This window comes from Pseudoalteromonas sp. Angola-30 (assembly GCF_028599215.1).
Classification (GTDB): Bacteria; Pseudomonadota; Gammaproteobacteria; order Enterobacterales; family Alteromonadaceae; genus Pseudoalteromonas; species Pseudoalteromonas atlantica.
Genome location: NZ_JAQREI010000016.1, coordinates 84,884 through 101,018 on the forward strand (window position 1 = coordinate 84,884; position 16,135 = coordinate 101,018).

General features: G+C 40.6%; 9 protein-coding genes. All 9 read right to left on the reverse strand.

Going from position 1 to position 16,135, the window contains the following annotated elements:
- Nucleotide 1 precedes the first annotated feature (1 nt).
- Nucleotides 2-238, reverse strand: coding sequence for a glutaredoxin family protein (locus PSH54_RS16745; protein WP_004586699.1), 237 nt, complete (start codon nt 236-238; stop codon nt 2-4).
- Nucleotides 231-2,348, reverse strand: coding sequence for a bifunctional 23S rRNA (guanine(2069)-N(7))-methyltransferase RlmK/23S rRNA (guanine(2445)-N(2))-methyltransferase RlmL (gene rlmKL / locus PSH54_RS16750; RefSeq protein WP_273606652.1), 2,118 nt, complete (start codon nt 2,346-2,348; stop codon nt 231-233). The genes PSH54_RS16745 and rlmKL overlap by 8 nt, the downstream gene beginning before the upstream one ends.
- A gap of 89 nt (nt 2,349-2,437) precedes the next feature.
- On the reverse strand, nt 2,438-2,968 hold the full coding sequence (locus tag PSH54_RS16755; RefSeq protein ID WP_024033533.1) for a cell division protein ZapC: 531 nt from the start codon (nt 2,966-2,968) through the stop codon (nt 2,438-2,440).
- A gap of 130 nt (nt 2,969-3,098) precedes the next feature.
- Complete coding sequence (gene pyrD / locus PSH54_RS16760) at nt 3,099-4,109, reverse strand: quinone-dependent dihydroorotate dehydrogenase (protein ID WP_273606653.1); 1,011 nt, start codon at nt 4,107-4,109, stop codon at nt 3,099-3,101.
- 117 nt (nt 4,110-4,226) lie between these two features.
- Entirely contained in the window at nt 4,227-9,068 is a 4,842-nt protein-coding gene (locus tag PSH54_RS16765; RefSeq protein WP_096739568.1) for an NAD-glutamate dehydrogenase, read from the reverse strand.
- A 213-nt stretch (nt 9,069-9,281) separates the two neighbouring features.
- On the reverse strand, nt 9,282-11,603 hold the full coding sequence (locus tag PSH54_RS16770; protein ID WP_096041646.1) for an efflux RND transporter permease subunit: 2,322 nt from the start codon (nt 11,601-11,603) through the stop codon (nt 9,282-9,284).
- Entirely contained in the window at nt 11,603-12,598 is a 996-nt protein-coding gene (locus PSH54_RS16775; RefSeq protein ID WP_273606654.1) for a WD40/YVTN/BNR-like repeat-containing protein, read from the reverse strand. The genes PSH54_RS16770 and PSH54_RS16775 overlap by 1 nt, the downstream gene beginning before the upstream one ends.
- 127 nt (nt 12,599-12,725) lie before the next feature.
- Nucleotides 12,726-14,090, reverse strand: coding sequence for a DUF1329 domain-containing protein (locus tag PSH54_RS16780; RefSeq protein ID WP_024033529.1), 1,365 nt, complete (start codon nt 14,088-14,090; stop codon nt 12,726-12,728).
- Between the two features lie 13 nt (nt 14,091-14,103).
- A partial coding sequence (locus PSH54_RS16785) for a DUF1302 domain-containing protein (RefSeq protein ID WP_273606655.1) occupies nt 14,104-16,135 on the reverse strand: 2,032 nt, incomplete at its 5' end.

Below are 16,135 nucleotides of genomic sequence, written 5' to 3' on the forward strand. Positions count from 1 at the left end.
TTTATTCTTGCGCTAAAAATTCATGCACTGTTTGTGCATCAAACGGCCAATACAAATGGTGGCCGCTTTTGCTCTCAAATACGGGAATACTTAACTGAAAACGCGCTATTAGCTGCTCATCAGTGAGTATATCAATTAATTTAAGCTCACTATTTTTATCCAAAACCGATAATAAAACCTGCTCGGCTTGCTCACATAAATGACAGCCATCGGTGTGGTATAAAACATAATTAGCCATGGGTAATTAACCAACTGTTGTGTATTTTTTTATTACGTTTGAAATCAGGTGATAACGTTTTTTCTGAAATATTTTCAGCTTTTAACCCTAAGCCCATTAAACCTACTTCATCCATAACAAAACCACGTTTGTTATTAGAAAAAATTAATGTACCCGAAGGACTCAAGATTTTTTTTACCCAAGTAAGTAATTTTATATGATCGGTTTGCACATCAAACGCGTCTTTCATTCGTTTAGAATTAGAAAAAGTAGGCGGGTCTAAAAAGATTAAATCGTATTGCCCTTGTGCGTATTCTAGCCATTTTAAACAATCAGCTTGCTCAAAACGGTAGCGGGTATTGCTAATATCATTTAACGCAAAGTTATCTTGGCCCCACTTAAGGTAGGTTTTTGATAAATCAACGGTGGTAATTGCTTTTGCACCCCCTAATGCCGCGTGCACAGAGGCTGTACCTGTGTAGGCAAATAAGTTTAAAAAGCGTTTGTCTTTTGCATTTTGCTGAATATAGCGACGCGCTAAACGATGATCTAAAAACAGCCCTGTATCGAGGTAATCAAACAAGTTTACTTTAAACTTAGCGCCAAATTCTTCCACCACCATAGTGCGGTTTTGTTTAGCCATTGGGGTGTACTGCTCTTCCCCTTTTTGTTTTTTACGCACTTTAACGGCAATGTTTTCAGGCGCTATGTTTAGCTGCTGTGCAGTTAAGCTAATCACATCTTGAAGACGCTTTTCTGATGTTTTTTCGTCAATTTCTTTAGGTGCTGCGTATTCAAAAATAACAGCAGAATCGCCGTAAATATCAACCGCTACGTTGTATTCAGGAATATCAGCATCGTATACGCGATAAGCTTGTACTTCGTTTTGTTTAAGCCAATTTTTTAGGCCTTGTTTGTTCTTTTTCAAACGATTAGCAAACGACATTGAGCCTTCAAAATTAAGAGCCGGTATGTCATCGCTTGTCAGGCTTACCTGTTTATCATCTAACTGATATAAATTTAGCTCTACATCTAATGGGCCGTTTTTAAATTTATAACGCTTTTGTTTGACCAGTTTTAACAGCTTAAATAAGCTTTCATCCATGCCTAGTAACGCAAGCTTCCAATGATTAAAGTGCTTTTTAAAACCCACGCCCATGCTGCGGTGTAAATTTACCAGCTCAGCCATAGAGCCAATACGTTCGCCGTACGGTAAGTTAGAAATAACCACCCCGGGTAATTTAGCAACAGAGGTAAGCTTTGTTGCATCACTTTGCTTAAACTTAATAACATTACCCAGCTCTGCACGCTCGGCATTGGCAATGGCTTTATCTAGAACTTGCGCATCGTAATCGTGGCCAATTAACCACAATTTAGGATCGGTAATTTGCTCAATTAATTCTTCGCGAAGTTGTTTAAATTTGGCCGCTCTAAAACTAGGTAAACGCTCAAAAGCAAACCCTTCTCTAAATAAACCAGGTGCTTCGTTACGCGCCATGCCCGCCGCTTCTATTAAAATAGTGCCGGCACCACAACATGGGTCAAATAAAGGTTGATTTACATTTTCAAGCCAACCACTGCGTTTAATAATCGCGGCCGCTAAGTGCTCTTTAATTGGGGCTTTACCTTGGCCTTGGCGATAACCGCGCTCAGACAAACGAGGTCCCGAGTAATCAATGTACAAAGCCACACCATGGCGATTTAAACGCGCCACAACACGCACATTGGCGTCTTGCTTATCTACATTTGGGCGTTGCTCGTATAAATCGTTAAAGTAGTCAACAATCGCATCTTTAATTACCAAGCCTGAAAACTGGGTATTTTTTAAAGAGTCGTTGGTACCATTAAAATCAACGGCAAATGTTTGGGTAGGGCCAAACCATTCTTGCCATGGCTGAAAACGAGCAAATTTATACAGGCTATCTTTATCATTAACGCCTTCTTTTTCTTCAATAAGCATCAGTACACGTGTTGCATAACGAGTTGATAGACAAACCTTTTGCGCCAATGTTGAATCTGCCTCAAAGCGAACAGAACCCACAGTTTGTTTAGACACGACGGCGCCTAATTCTGTTAGTTCATCAACAAGTAAATTTTCGATTCCGATAGAAGTAAGTGCGATAAATTGCAAAGTAATAACCCTTAATAGCTAATTGCGCAGGATTATAACATAGGTTGGCTGACAAACACTTGATAAACGCAGCTCGATTTGTAAATTTGCTAAGCTGATTTAGTGTGATATTGCTCAAGTAATAGCGGGTGAACACGATTGTTTAAAACGCGGATAACTTCAAACTGTTCAAGAGACAAATTATCATCAAGTTTGAATGTTTCGTTAAGGTTTAAGCAAATTGAAGCATCAGGGCAATGCTCAACAATTAAAAACTCACCGGTTTGCGCTTTTGAGGTAAGTTTAACGATGGCTTCTGTACTTGGCTGGGTGCCTGTGTACTCTTCAAAAAACCAACTTTTAGCCAGTACAGGTTTTAAATGAAATTTTACAGCGGTGGCATTGAGCGCAATTTGGCAAATTTGTGCAGGCTTATACAGCTCAAAACCATCTAAGTAGTTATACACCTGTTCATAAAAAGCAGCATCTTCTAAGCTAAAACGCGGGTTTTCAAATACACAGTCGGTGAGTTGTCTTAATTTATACGGTGTACATAACTGCATATCGTCATTTAAATCAAGTAGTAAGCGGTTTTTATTTGCACATGCAATCCACTGCCATTGTTTTGTTGCTTGTAACATTTGCCTCCTCCTTGTTTAAAAATTTATTTTTAATTAAGACATTAATATTAGATTATAACGGCTTTTGACCATTTTTAAAACATTTGTTTAGAACATTTATTGAACGATCAAAAGCTTACATAACTGATCCTTATAAGGAATCAACGATCGATTTTACCAATTGTGGCCCTTTGTAGATGAACCCAGTATAAACCTGCACTAAATTTGCGCCTGCATTTAGCTTTTCTTGAGCAGATTGCGCATCATCAATACCACCTACACCAATAATTGGTAATTTACCTTGTGTTAAACGTTTAAGTTCGCTAACAACGTGTGTAGAGCGCTCTCTTACTGGGCTGCCAGATAAACCACCCGCCTCATCGGCGTATTGCTGACCCATTACTGCACTACGTTCAAGCGTAGTATTTGTTGCGATTACGCCATCAATTTTATTAGTTAATAGTGACTCGCTAACCTGCTCAATTTGGATTTGATCAAGATCTGGCGCTATTTTAACCAGCATAGGTACTTGCTTATTATGCTTGGCAATTAAATCAAGCTGTTCATTCTTTAAACTTTGCAGTAAATCATCTAACGCGGCGCCATATTGTAAATCGCGCAGCCCTGGGGTATTTGGAGATGAAATATTGACCGTAATATACGAAGCATGCTCGAACACTTTACGCATACAATGAATGTAGTCGTCTTTACCTTGTTCATTTGGGGTATCTTTATTTTTACCAATATTAATACCTAAAATACCGGTGTACTTGGCATTTTTTACGTTATTAACTAAATTATCGACCCCTTTATTATTAAAGCCCATTCGGTTAATAATGGCATTTGACTGCGGTAATCTAAAAATGCGCGGCTTATCATTACCTGCTTGCGGGCGCGGGGTAACCGTGCCAACTTCTACAAAACCAAAGCCCATTTGGCTAAAGGCATCAATACACTCAGCGTTTTTATCTAAACCTGCAGCCAAACCCACAGGGTTTTTAAACTCAAGGCCTAAAAAATTAACGGGTTTGTTTTGTAGTTGTTGTGACCAAGCTGTGTTTAAAGGGGTGTGTGCAAAACGGCGTAAATTATTAAGCGCAAACTCATGTGCCCATTCAGCATCTCGGGTGAACATAAAACGGCGGGCTAAATCGTAAAACATGAATTGTTCCTCTTTAAATTACAGACAAAAAAATACCTCAGACTAGGCTGAGGTATTGTATAACAATTTTAACAATTAACTGATTATTTACTGAATAAATAACCAATTAAAGCTAAATTATTTTCCTGATGTATCACAGTTATGGCTTAACAACATTAATTCGCGCAGTGCAACTGAGAACTTAGCAAAGTCGTGACTTTGCGAGGTTTTAAATTCAGCTAACATTTGCTTCCAACGCTGTAGCAGCAGATCTTGGCTGGCCATCCACTGATCGATTTGATTATCAACATCGTTTTCGTCACCTTCAAAGCTGTTTAGCACAACATGAGAAAGCGTACGTTGTTGCCAATCAAGCTCTTCACGATACGACGCACGGGCAAGTGCTTGCCAATGATTAGAAACAGGCTGGTTAGTAATTTGATCTAAGAACCAGTGTAAGCCCATACGCGAGCCAAGTTTAAAGTAGGTATTAGATACCATCGCCACACTGCGGCCTGAATTATGCGCTATTTCAGCAATATCCATTACAGAGAACAGGCTAGAAAGGTCAATAATACGCTTAGCAATTTGCTTAGGTACACCTTTTTCAACTAGCTCATTTGCTTTGCCAGTTAAACATTCGTGTTCTTTGTCTTGCATGTACGTATTTAAGTTTTCGCTTAAATCTTTAAACGTTGGTGCAAAGAACTCGATAGCTTGTTCAATTGTTTGTGACTTATTACGATGACGTAAGAACCAGCGTGTTGCACGGCGAACAGTACGACGTAATTGGTACAGCATTTCGGTTTGAACTGCTGCTGGGATTTTATTATCTAGCGCGCTGATTGATGACCAGGTTTCACGCATTTCAAAAATCTCACTCGCAATTGAATAGCACATTGCGATTTCAGCTTCGTTAGCACCGGTCTCTTCGTTCATGCGTACCATGAAGTTTAAGCCCATGTCATTAACGATATTGTTCGCCAGTTTTGTTGCAATAATTTCTTTGCGCAGTGGGTGATTATCCATCGCGTCGTTAAATTTTTCACGCAGTGGACGCGGGAAAGACTTAACTAGTAGCTGACGGTAGTACGGGTTTTCAGTAATTTCATCTGTTACTAAAGACTCTTTAAGCACCATTTTAGCGTACGAAACTAATACTGAAAGCTCTGGACGTGTTAGGTCTTTACCTGCTGCAGCGCGCTCTGCCAACTCTTCATCAGTTGGTAAAAACTCGATTGCACGGTTTAGCTTGCCTTCTTTTTCAAGGGCATGAATAAAGCGGATCTTCTCTTTAAGTGTTGATGCACCTTTAGACTGTGTAATCGACAATGTATGTGTTTGACGGTAACAATCTTTAAGTACAAGCTCAGATACTTCGTCGGTCATAGAGTAAAGTAACTCATCACGTTGTTTACGTGTTAAATCCCCTTCTGAAACTAAGCCGTTAAGTAAAATTTTAATATTTACTTCGTTATCTGAACACGCAACACCGCCTACGTTATCAATAAAGTCGGTATTTACACGCCCGCCTTTGGCTGCAAACTCGATACGCCCTAATTGGGTTGCACCTAAGTTACCGCCCTCACCTAAAATTTTAGCGCCAAGGTCTTTACCGTTTATGCGCAGCGCATCGTTTGCACGATCCCCTACATCAGCGTCTGTTTCGTGGCTGTTTTTAATATAAGTACCAATACCACCGTTCCACAGTAAATCAAATTCCATCATTAATGAGGCTTTGATCAACTCGTTCGGTGTCATGCTTGCTTTTTTAGTGCCAAGCATTTTTTTCATTTCTGGGCTTAAAGAAATCGATTTAGCTGCGCGCGAGAAAATCCCACCACCCGCTGAAATCAGATCTTTATTGTAATCTTCCCATGATGAACGAGGCAGGTTAAACAAGCGCTCACGCTCTGGGTAAGAGGTCGCTGCATCTGGTGTAGGGTCTACAAATATGTGCATATGGTTAAACGCGACTTGTAAGCGAATGTGCTTAGACAATAACATGCCGTTACCAAATACGTCGCCGGCCATATCACCAATAGCAACCACAGTGAAGTCGGTAGTTTGACAGTCAATATCCATTTCACGGAAATGACGTTTAACAGACTCCCATGCACCTTTTGCTGTTATGCCCATTTTCTTATGGTCATAACCTACTGAACCACCTGATGCAAACGCATCACCTAGCCAGAAGTTGTATTCGTTAGCAATACCGTTAGCAATATCAGAGAAGGTAGCTGTACCTTTATCGGCTGCAACTACTAGGTATGGGTCGTCTTCATCGTGACGTGTTACATTAGCTGGCGGTACAATTTCACCACGCTCAATGTTATCGGTAATGTCTAATAAACCACGGATGAAAATTTTGTAACACTCTTGACCTTCTTTAATAAAGGCTTCGCGTTCACTCGGTAGCTGCTTACATACAAAACCACCTTTAGAACCTACCGGAACAATTACGGTGTTTTTAACTTGTTGTGCTTTTACTAAGCCCAGTACCTCAGTACGGAAATCTTCACGACGGTCTGACCAACGAAGGCCACCACGAGCAACTTTACCACCGCGTAAATGCACACCTTCTACACGCGGAGAGTATACAAAAATCTCAAATGCTGGCAGCGGAAGCGGCATATCAGGAATTAAGCTAGGCTGTACTTTAAACGACACGTAAGATTTAAACTGACCTGTTTCATCTTTTTGGAAGTAGTTAGTACGCAGTGTTGCGACAATCATATCTACGTATAAACGTATAATACGGTCATCATCAAGGTTCGCTACGTTTTCAAGCTCTAAGTAAATTTGTGCACTTAATTTTTCAAGTGTTTTAGGGCTTGCAGGGCTTTTTACTGAGAATTTTTTAGCAAATAAGTTAACTATTTGCGCAGCAATATGCGGGTAGTTTGCAAACGTGCTCTCAATGTAGGTCTGTGAGAAAGTAACCCCAATTTGGCGCATGTATTTTGCATAGGCACGTAATATAGAGGCTTCACGACCTGTTAAACCACCCATTAATACTAAGCGGTTAAAGCCGTCGTTTTCAAGGCGGTTGCCCCATACATTAGTTAATGCAGCGCGAAAACGAGCAGAAATCTTATCAAAGTCGGCCATTCCTTTGCTGTCAATCAGCATAGAGAAGTCCATGATCCAATTGATACGACCATCACTTGTTTTAACAGAATATGGCGTTTCACCTACAACGCGTAAACCAAAGTTTTCTAGCATTGGCATAACATCAGATAAGTGAATTGGCTCATCTTTATGGAACAAGCTTAGGCGTACAATATTGCTGTTAGCTTCTTCTTGCGGACGGTAGAACAACATTTCTAGCTTGTTCTCGTCGTTTAACAATTCTAGTTTTTCAATATCTACAACCGCAGCACTCGGTAGTACTTCATCTTTGTAAGAGCGTGCAAACGCGTTGCAATATTTACGATTTAGCTCATTACCGCGGGCTTCCCCTGCTGACTCTAACAGTGCAGATTGTAATTTATCTTCCCATGTACGAGCAGCTTCTACTAAGTTGTTTTCGATGTCTTTCACGTTATATTCGATATTGTTATCGGTCACACGAACGGTGTAATGTGTACGCGCCAGTGTTGACTCAGAGAAATAGGTAGTAAATTCGACTTTTTCGTCAGAATTAAAGGCGTTAGCTAAAATGTCTTGTGTTTCTCGGCGCAGCGCTGTGTTATATCGCTCACGCGGAACGTACACCATGCAAGAGAAGAAACGTCCGTAGGCGTCTTTACGCACAAACAAGCGACACATGTCGCGCTCTTGAATTTGTAAAACACCCATTGCTACTTCGAGTAACTCGCTCTCGCGAGCTTGAACTAATTCATCACGTGGGTACGTTTCTAAAATATTAAGTACCGCTTTGTATGCATGGGTGCCTTTTGCAAAGTCACACATATCCATGATGCGGTTAATTTTAGTTTTTAGAACAGGCACATCTGCTGCGCTGTTGTTGTAAAAGCTTGATGAAAATAGGCCGATAAAACGGTCTTCACCAACCACATTGCCTTCATCATCAAAGCGTTTAATACCAACGTAATCTATGTACGCTGGGCGATGAACGCGCGATACAGAGTTCGTTTTTGTTAATACTAATAAGTTACTGCTGAGGGCTTCTTGGCGAGCAAATTCTGGTAATTCAGATAATAAACGTGTGTGCTCATCGGTTGAATTTTTCATCAGGCCAAGGCTTGTATCCATTTTACCTTTTAACTGGTAATCACCTTGTACAGGGGTAAGCTCGTACTCGCGATAACCCATTAAAGTAAAGTTATCTTTAGCCAGCCAATCTAAAAACTCTACGGCTTCAGATACTTCGTTTTTGTTTTTATTGTGCTTACGTTTTGGTACTTCTTTAGTAACAGAGACTAATTTTTCGCGAATTGGCTGCCAATCATCTACCGCAATAGAAACATCAACCAATACTGATTCGAGCTCTTTTTTGAAAGACGCAATAACAGATGCATCGGTTTGGCGGTCAATCTCAATAAAGAACACTGTTTTAGTAGAGCTCGATTCTTGCTCTGCTTTTAAATTTGATAAACCAGAAATTTTAGCGTTATCGTCACGCTGAATTTTTAGTGGGCAGTGAAGTAATAAGTGAGAAGCTATATTTTCACGGGTCATAGCCATACGAACAGAATCGACTAAAAATGGCATATCTTTAGCAATAATTTCTACAATTGTATGTGATGACTGCCAGCCATCTTTTGCTACTTCAGGGTTGAAAACGCGAATTACTGCGTCGTCCGTGGTGTTTTTTTCTAGTGCATTCCAAAGGCTGAGTGCAGCACCGTATAGGTCACTATCATTGCGATTTGCCAAATCCTCTTTAGACATATTGCTGTACAAGGCTTTGGCGAATTTCTCAACGAGTAACACATTATCAGCGTGAACTTTTTTCTGGATAAGCTTACAGACATTATCTAGGATAACCGAGGCTTGGCCTTCATTTCGTGTCATTGTATGTTCCTTAATCTATTACTGCTTTTAGTTAAGCAGAATATTTGTACAGCCATTTATTAGCGTGGAGTCAGTTAAATTCTAACCCTTTTAGCGCTAATAAACAGCCTTTTCGATGAAAACATTTTAAGCATTTCAGCTATTTGGTCATCTATTCACAAAATATAGATATAAATGACCATTACAGGTCATTTAGGAGCACAATTATTCACTTTATTTTTTCTGGTCGGTCCACAGCAAACTACCAATTGCGGGTAATAGCAGTACCGCACCTAACATATTTACTAAAAACATGAAGGTAAGCAGTATTCCCATATCTACTTGAAACTTAAGATCAGAGAATATCCACGTACTAACACCTATCGCAAGGGTAATACCGGTAAACAATACAGCACTGCCACGCTCAACAAGGGCATTACGGTACGCCACGCTCAGCGGTACGTTTTGCTTAAGTTGGCCCATCATCGAAGAAAGTATATAAATACCGTAATCCACACCAATACCTACACCTAAGGCTATAACAGGTAAAGTAGATACCGTTAAGCCAATTTCTAATTGCACCATAAGTGCTTGTGCAAGAGTTGATACAATATACAGAGGTAATACCACTGCGATTGTCGCCTTCACACTCTTAAAGCTTAACAAACACAAAATAATAACTGCGCCGTAAACGTAAAGCATCATCGGAATTTGCGCCGCAGAAACAGACTCGTTTGTTGCCGCCATAACCCCTACAGGCCCAGACGCTAACTTAAAGGCTAACTTGTCTGTGCCTTCTTCTTGTGCAAATTGCTTAACACGTTGAATAACGGTATCGATTGTATTTGCTTTGTGATCATCTAAAAATATAATCACCGGCATGACTGAGCAATCGCCATTGAGTAATCCTGTGCTTGTTTCTACACGGGCTGTTGATTGCACTAAGCTGGCTGAATTACGCGGCAAGCTTTGCCATTTTAAGTTACCTTCGTTGTAACCTGCGTTAACCGACTGCGCCACAGAGCTTAAACTAACCGCCGATTGTACGCCTGGCACGTTTTCTACCTTGTACTGAAAACGGCTAATGCGCGCCATCACATCGTGCTCTGTACACGCCGCTGGGTAAGCCTCAACAATCACTTTTAAAATATCCGACGAAATAGTGTATTTGTCCGATATTAAAAAAGTATCTTGATTGTAGCGAGCATCTTGATGCAGCGAAGGCGCACCTGCATGTAAATCACCAATTCGCATTTTATCTGCTTGCCAGTAACCTAAGGCAAATAACACCAGCGTAAAACCAATAATCATTTTTGCGGTTTTAGGGTCTGTGGCTTTTACTAATAAATCGCGTATCGCATCTAGCATATTTGGCTTTTGCGCATCGCCTGATTGAATATGCACAGTGTTGGCAAAATTCATATACGAGGCCCACACTGGTAATAAAATTAAATTAGTAAATATAATAACCGCAACACCTAAACTTGCTGTGATTGCAAGTTCACGAATAATACCTATATCAATAGTCAGCAGGGTTAAAAAGCCCACCGTGTCTGAAAGCAGCGCAATACCACCAGGTACAAGTAATGCTCTAAAGCTTGATTGACAACAAATGCGGGTACTTTTGCCCTCACCTACTTTTTTACCAATGGCGTTGATCATCTGCACGCCGTGGCTTACACCAATCGCAAATACTAAAAACGGCACCAATATAGACATAGGGTCGAGACCAAAACCTAAACTCGACAGCAAACCCATTTGCCAAATTACGGCAATAATTGAACACGCTATAGGTAAAATGGTGAGCTTTAAACTGCCACAAAATAGCCATACCATAATAAAGGTAAAACCAATGGCAATAGCAAAAAATAGCACAACGCCTTTTGCCCCTTGTGCGATATCGCCGGCCATTTTGGCAAATCCAATAATATGAATACTGACTTTATCTGTACTTAAAGGCTCTCTTACTTGCGTTTCTAACTTATCTGCAAATGCGAGTGTATCTAGCTTTTGCTGAGTTTGCGGGTCGGTTTCTAGTAGCTGCGCGGTCACCATGGCACATGAGTAATCGCTGGCAATCATTCGCCCTACTACTTTTGCTTTTTCAATGTTTTCTTTAACTACCGCTAAACCTTTTTGGTCAGCTTTAAAGTTTGCAGGAATAATTGGGCCGCCAGCAAAACCATCTTCAACAACTTCGACAAAGCGCGCACTGGGCGCAAAAATAGAGTTAACTAATGGGCGGTTTACACCGGGAATAAAATACAGTTGATCGTGTACTGCTTTTAACTGGGTGAAAAATTCGGGGTTAAAAATGTTGCCACTGTCATCACACACCGAAATTAAAATGCTATTTGCGCCACCAAATTGTTTTTCGTGTTTGGTGTACACTTTCATGTATTCATGATTTAGCGGAATATTTTTGTTAAACGAGGCGTCTAGTTCAATGTGAGTGGCTTTATAGCCTAAAAAACATGTGATTAGCGCAAAAGCGATCAACATGATAGTACGGTGTCTAAACACCGCCTTTTCTAAAAAATCTAAAAACGTATGCATTAAGGGTTTAACTCCTTCACTTTAATGCCATCTTCTGTTGCCATGACTAATTTATTATTAATTATTACGCCATCAAGAATAGCTTTACCATCGGGGCGTTGTTCATGTGTAAGTAAGCCGTCTTTTAAATGAAAGATCACACCACTATTTGCCAGCAGTAACCAATGCTCATTATTATAATTTATAATGTTATTAACCGTGGCCGTTTTAACATTTTCAAAATGCTGCCATTGTTGTTCATTTTTATTTTTAACAAATACATTTCCTCTGAGCCCTGCCACAATCTCTTGCTGCGGTTCTGATGCTACCGCAAAAAAAGAACCTGGGTAAATTTCATCAAGGCGTTGCCATGTTTGGCCATTATCACTGCTTTTGGCCATTAACCCCATTTCACCGACTAACATCAAACCACTGTCTGTTTTTTCAATACGGTTAAAATGTGGCAGTATAGATGCTGTTTCAGCCTCGTAGCCTTGAGGGTCATTTTCTTTTAAATCATTCAAATACTCTCTGTCTTCACTAAACAGTAAAGAGTCTAAAAAGCGTTTATGCCAGTGCTTGCCGCCATCACTGGTTTGATAAAACATGCCATAAGCGCCAACAGCAAAACCATTTAAGTCATCTTCAAAGTAAATATCTAAACACGGCTTATCAAGCTCTGGCTTTGCTTGTTGTAATTGCCAATTTAAACCACCATCGGTGGTATTAATTATTGTGGCATCGTGCCCGCATGCCCACCCGTGGGTTTCATTAGAAAAATCGACAGCCGTTAACAATACCTGTGTAGGGACGCTTTGCGCTTGCTGCCATTGCTCAGCGTTTTTGCTTGTTATTACCGTACCGTGCTTACCTACAGCCACTAAACCTGCACCTGTATTGGTAATATCAGTTAGTAGGGTTTTATTTGCGTTGATTGCGCTAATAGCATACTGAGGTGCATCTTGTGCAATACTCGCACCGCTTATGATCAGGCTGGCATATACCAAATACTTCATAAATTTTAATCGCCTTGAACTGAAGAATTGTTTGTCTGTTTGCTGAGGAAAATCCTGCGTGTCGTATAGACAAACGCGATGAGAAAGAAAAAAGCAGCTAACGGGCTGTTAGCTGCATATTACGTTGTTATCTACCTTCACGGCGTAATGCGCTTGAAGTAAATTCGTTATCGTTAAACGACTCTGAAAAGTCGTACATTTTTTCTTGGTTATCTAAACCAATAGCTAAGTAACGGCGCGAATTTAAATCATGATACACTTCCAAGGTACTCCACTGCGTAGGTACTTCGTAGTAGTTTAAGCCATATGCCATTGCTACACGATAAAGCTGGTCGCGATTATCATAAATATCGGTCACTTGTACTTGCCAGCTATCTTCATCAATATAAAACACGCGTTTTTTATAAATATGGCGTGTATCATCTTTTAAGTTAGCTTCAACAACCCATACACGGTGCTTTTCATAACGCGTATGCTCTGGGTTAATGTGGCCTGGTTTTAAAATATCATCGTACTCTAGTTTATCACTGTGTAACTTGTAGCTATTGTACGGAATATATAGCTCTTGCTTACCTTTTAACGTCCAGTTGTAACGGTTAGGTGAGCCATTAAACATATCAAAATCATCGGTAGTACGTAAGCTATCTGCGGCTGTACCTGGAGCGTCATATGCAACATTTGGTGCACGACGAACACGACGCTGACCTGAGTTATATGTCCACGCTTGGCGAGGCGTTAAAATTTGATCCATGGTTTCGTGTACAAGTAGCGCTGTACCGGCAAGGCGTGCTGGCTCTGTCACCTTTTGCTTAAATTTAAACAAAATGTTTGAGTCTTGAAGCTCTGCAGGGGTCGCTTTAGGATCTGAATATTTAACCAATAGTTGTTCATCAAAGCCTACATAATTGTACGAACCCGATGCGGTGGGTGCAGCTTGTCCACCAAAACGCTCTATTGATTGTCCACGATAGCGTAATAAGTGATTCCAAATAGCTTCTAAGCCAGATTTAGGAATAGGAAATGGAATACCAATTGCGGTATTTTTTATTCCGTTGCCACCTTCAATAAGCTCAGCCGTTGCAGCAAACTCTTTTGTTGCATCGTATACAAACTGTGGGTAAGACGCAGAGCGGCGCGTTTCATAAACAGGCATTTTAAACGTATCTGGGTATGCTTCAAATAAAGCAATTTGACCAGGGCTTAAGTTAGCTTTGTACTTATCAAGGTTTGTTTTATCAATGGTAAACAACACTTTGTCCGCAGAATACGGGTCTAAATGGTGCATGCCTGGCTCATAACCTTCTGGTGCAGATGTAATACCGCCATTCCACGCTGGAATTGACCCATCAGCATTGGCTGCTTTTTCTGCGCCAAATGGCGTTAAGTCTTGTCCTAAACGTGCAACTTCTTCAGCGCTCATTTTTGCCATTGCCGCTGAACTTAAAAACATGCTACACAAAGCGGTAGCGATGAGGGTAGGTTTTTTAATCATACTAATATTACCCCTAAATTGAATATTTTAAATTGAAAGAAACGTAGTCACGATCTGAGAAAGTATTGATATCGCCACCACCCCAAAATGAGTTGTAGCTCACATCAAGTGACCATGCATTTTGGTAATTAAAGTTCATCGTTACACCCAACGATTTACGGTCTTCAATAAACAAGAACATAGGATCAGGTGTGTTACCGTTTACATCATGAGAAAATACAAATCGTGGAGAGAAGTTAATGCCATTGTAAAGGTTAAAGTAATCACCTTTAGCAATTAGGCGGTAACCCCAAGATGATGCCGTTGCAAACGACTTTTCTTCTGGGCCATTAGAAAGGCCTAGTTGTAATGTTGTGTAGTCAGTAGTGCCTGGGCCTGTGATCACACCACTTCGACCTGTACCCGACACATTTAAACGCATTTCGTCGTAATCAGGCATATCATGAATTTTCACAGCACCTACTTCACCTACTACAGCCCAGCTATCAGCACCTAATGACGGCCCAAATAAATGTGTTGCAGTAAACTGAATTTGTGATGTGTCGCGTTCAATATAACCTTGCGCAACTTCACCTGCCGCTACAGAGCTAATCGCATCACCAAAGCTCATTTGCGAAATACCCGCAAAGTCTGGGCGAATACCAGCAAGCGCCAATTGTTCAGGCATGGCGGTATAAAGTAGCTCTACATCATCAATTTGTAACGGTTCGTCTTTACGAAATGCAAACTCACCAGCAAACGCGGTTTCGCCAATTGTGGTGTTAAAGCTTAAACCGTAAAGTTTAATATCTTCTGGGTAATCATTTTCTGCTTTTGAAAACGCAACTAAATCTGCCACGTTGTCATCTGTAATTTCTGTTGTTGCAATCATCGCTAAATCTTGTGCGATGGCAGCTTGAGAAAAGTTAGATACACGACCAGAAATTAGCGGACGTCGACTATGGTAGTTAACGTGGTATAACGCCACTTCTGTGTCGTTCCACTCAGGTAAAAATACACCTAAACGTAAACCATATTGGCCGCCGTCATCTGGCTCTGTTTTACCGTTATCGCCTTTCCCCTTAAGCGCAACTTTAGTTGGATGAGCTAAATACATGTTTGCAAGCAGGGCTTGGCCTTCAGCACTTGTTGGGTCAATACCCTGTGCTGCGGCTACCTGAGCAAAATTAGTATAAAGGTTATTAAGGCTGTCGGTTAAAAAGGCCATATCAATGTCAGGGTTTGAAGTAAAACCTAACTGTACATTTTGCTGATAGCCGTTTTCTGCTGCAAAGTCATTGGTAGAAAAATAAGTACCCGCAGCCGGTAGGCGTGTTTCATGCCATTGGTACTGATAAAAACCTTCTAAAGTAATATTTTCAGTGATCCCTAATGACGCCCAAAGCATACCTACAGGAATAAATGCTTCTTTAAGCTCAGCACCTGGCGCTTTTAAGCGGTCAATATCGACCGGGTTTACGTTAATACCATGAGAGATAAGTGTACTCTCACCCCAGTTAACTACTTGTTGACCAAGGCGAATTGACAGCGGGTTATTGCCATCGTTTAAGTCAAAATTTGCCCAAACGTAGGCATCTAATAAACGAATGTCGGCACAGCTTTGCTCTTTTGTGTCGTCATCATCACATGGATCTACGCCTTGTCCTGAGGTTGGGTTAACGTAGGCTCTATCACCATCCATTAACTCAAAATCGTAAAAGTACATAAAACGTGTGAATAAGCCGTAGTTATCTTTACTAATTGAAAGGTCGTGTGTTCCTTTCAATAATTTTGAAAACGAATCACCGCTATCAAAATTAAGATTACCTGCATCGCCATTATTAGAGTAAGAGCCTGGTTGAGCCCAAACATCTTGAGAAGAATAAATTGTATTTAATGAAGGATTATACCCAGTCCAATCAAATGCAGGATTATTGCTTTTACCAATAATGTCGAAATCTCTGTCTTCAACACGGACGCTTTGACCATAGGAAAAAGTTGAGTCGAAGGTGACATCAAAGCCCCCTACCTCAAAATTTGCTGCATTCGCTGCTGCAGATAAACCT

Excerpts from the sequence above, each read along its gene's own strand:
- PSH54_RS16775 (WP_273606654.1), bottom strand. The coding sequence starts at position 12,598 with ATGAAGTATTTGGTATATGCCAGCCTGATCATAAGCGGTGCGAGTATT.
- PSH54_RS16755 (WP_024033533.1), bottom strand. The coding sequence starts at position 2,968 with ATGTTACAAGCAACAAAACAATGGCAGTGGATTGCATGTGCAAATAAA.
- PSH54_RS16765 (WP_096739568.1), bottom strand. The coding sequence starts at position 9,068 with ATGACACGAAATGAAGGCCAAGCCTCGGTTATCCTAGATAATGTCTGT.
- pyrD (WP_273606653.1), bottom strand. The coding sequence starts at position 4,109 with ATGTTTTACGATTTAGCCCGCCGTTTTATGTTCACCCGAGATGCTGAA.
- PSH54_RS16745 (WP_004586699.1), bottom strand. The coding sequence starts at position 238 with ATGGCTAATTATGTTTTATACCACACCGATGGCTGTCATTTATGTGAG.
- PSH54_RS16770 (WP_096041646.1), bottom strand. The coding sequence starts at position 11,603 with ATGCATACGTTTTTAGATTTTTTAGAAAAGGCGGTGTTTAGACACCGT.
- PSH54_RS16780 (WP_024033529.1), bottom strand. The coding sequence starts at position 14,090 with ATGATTAAAAAACCTACCCTCATCGCTACCGCTTTGTGTAGCATGTTT.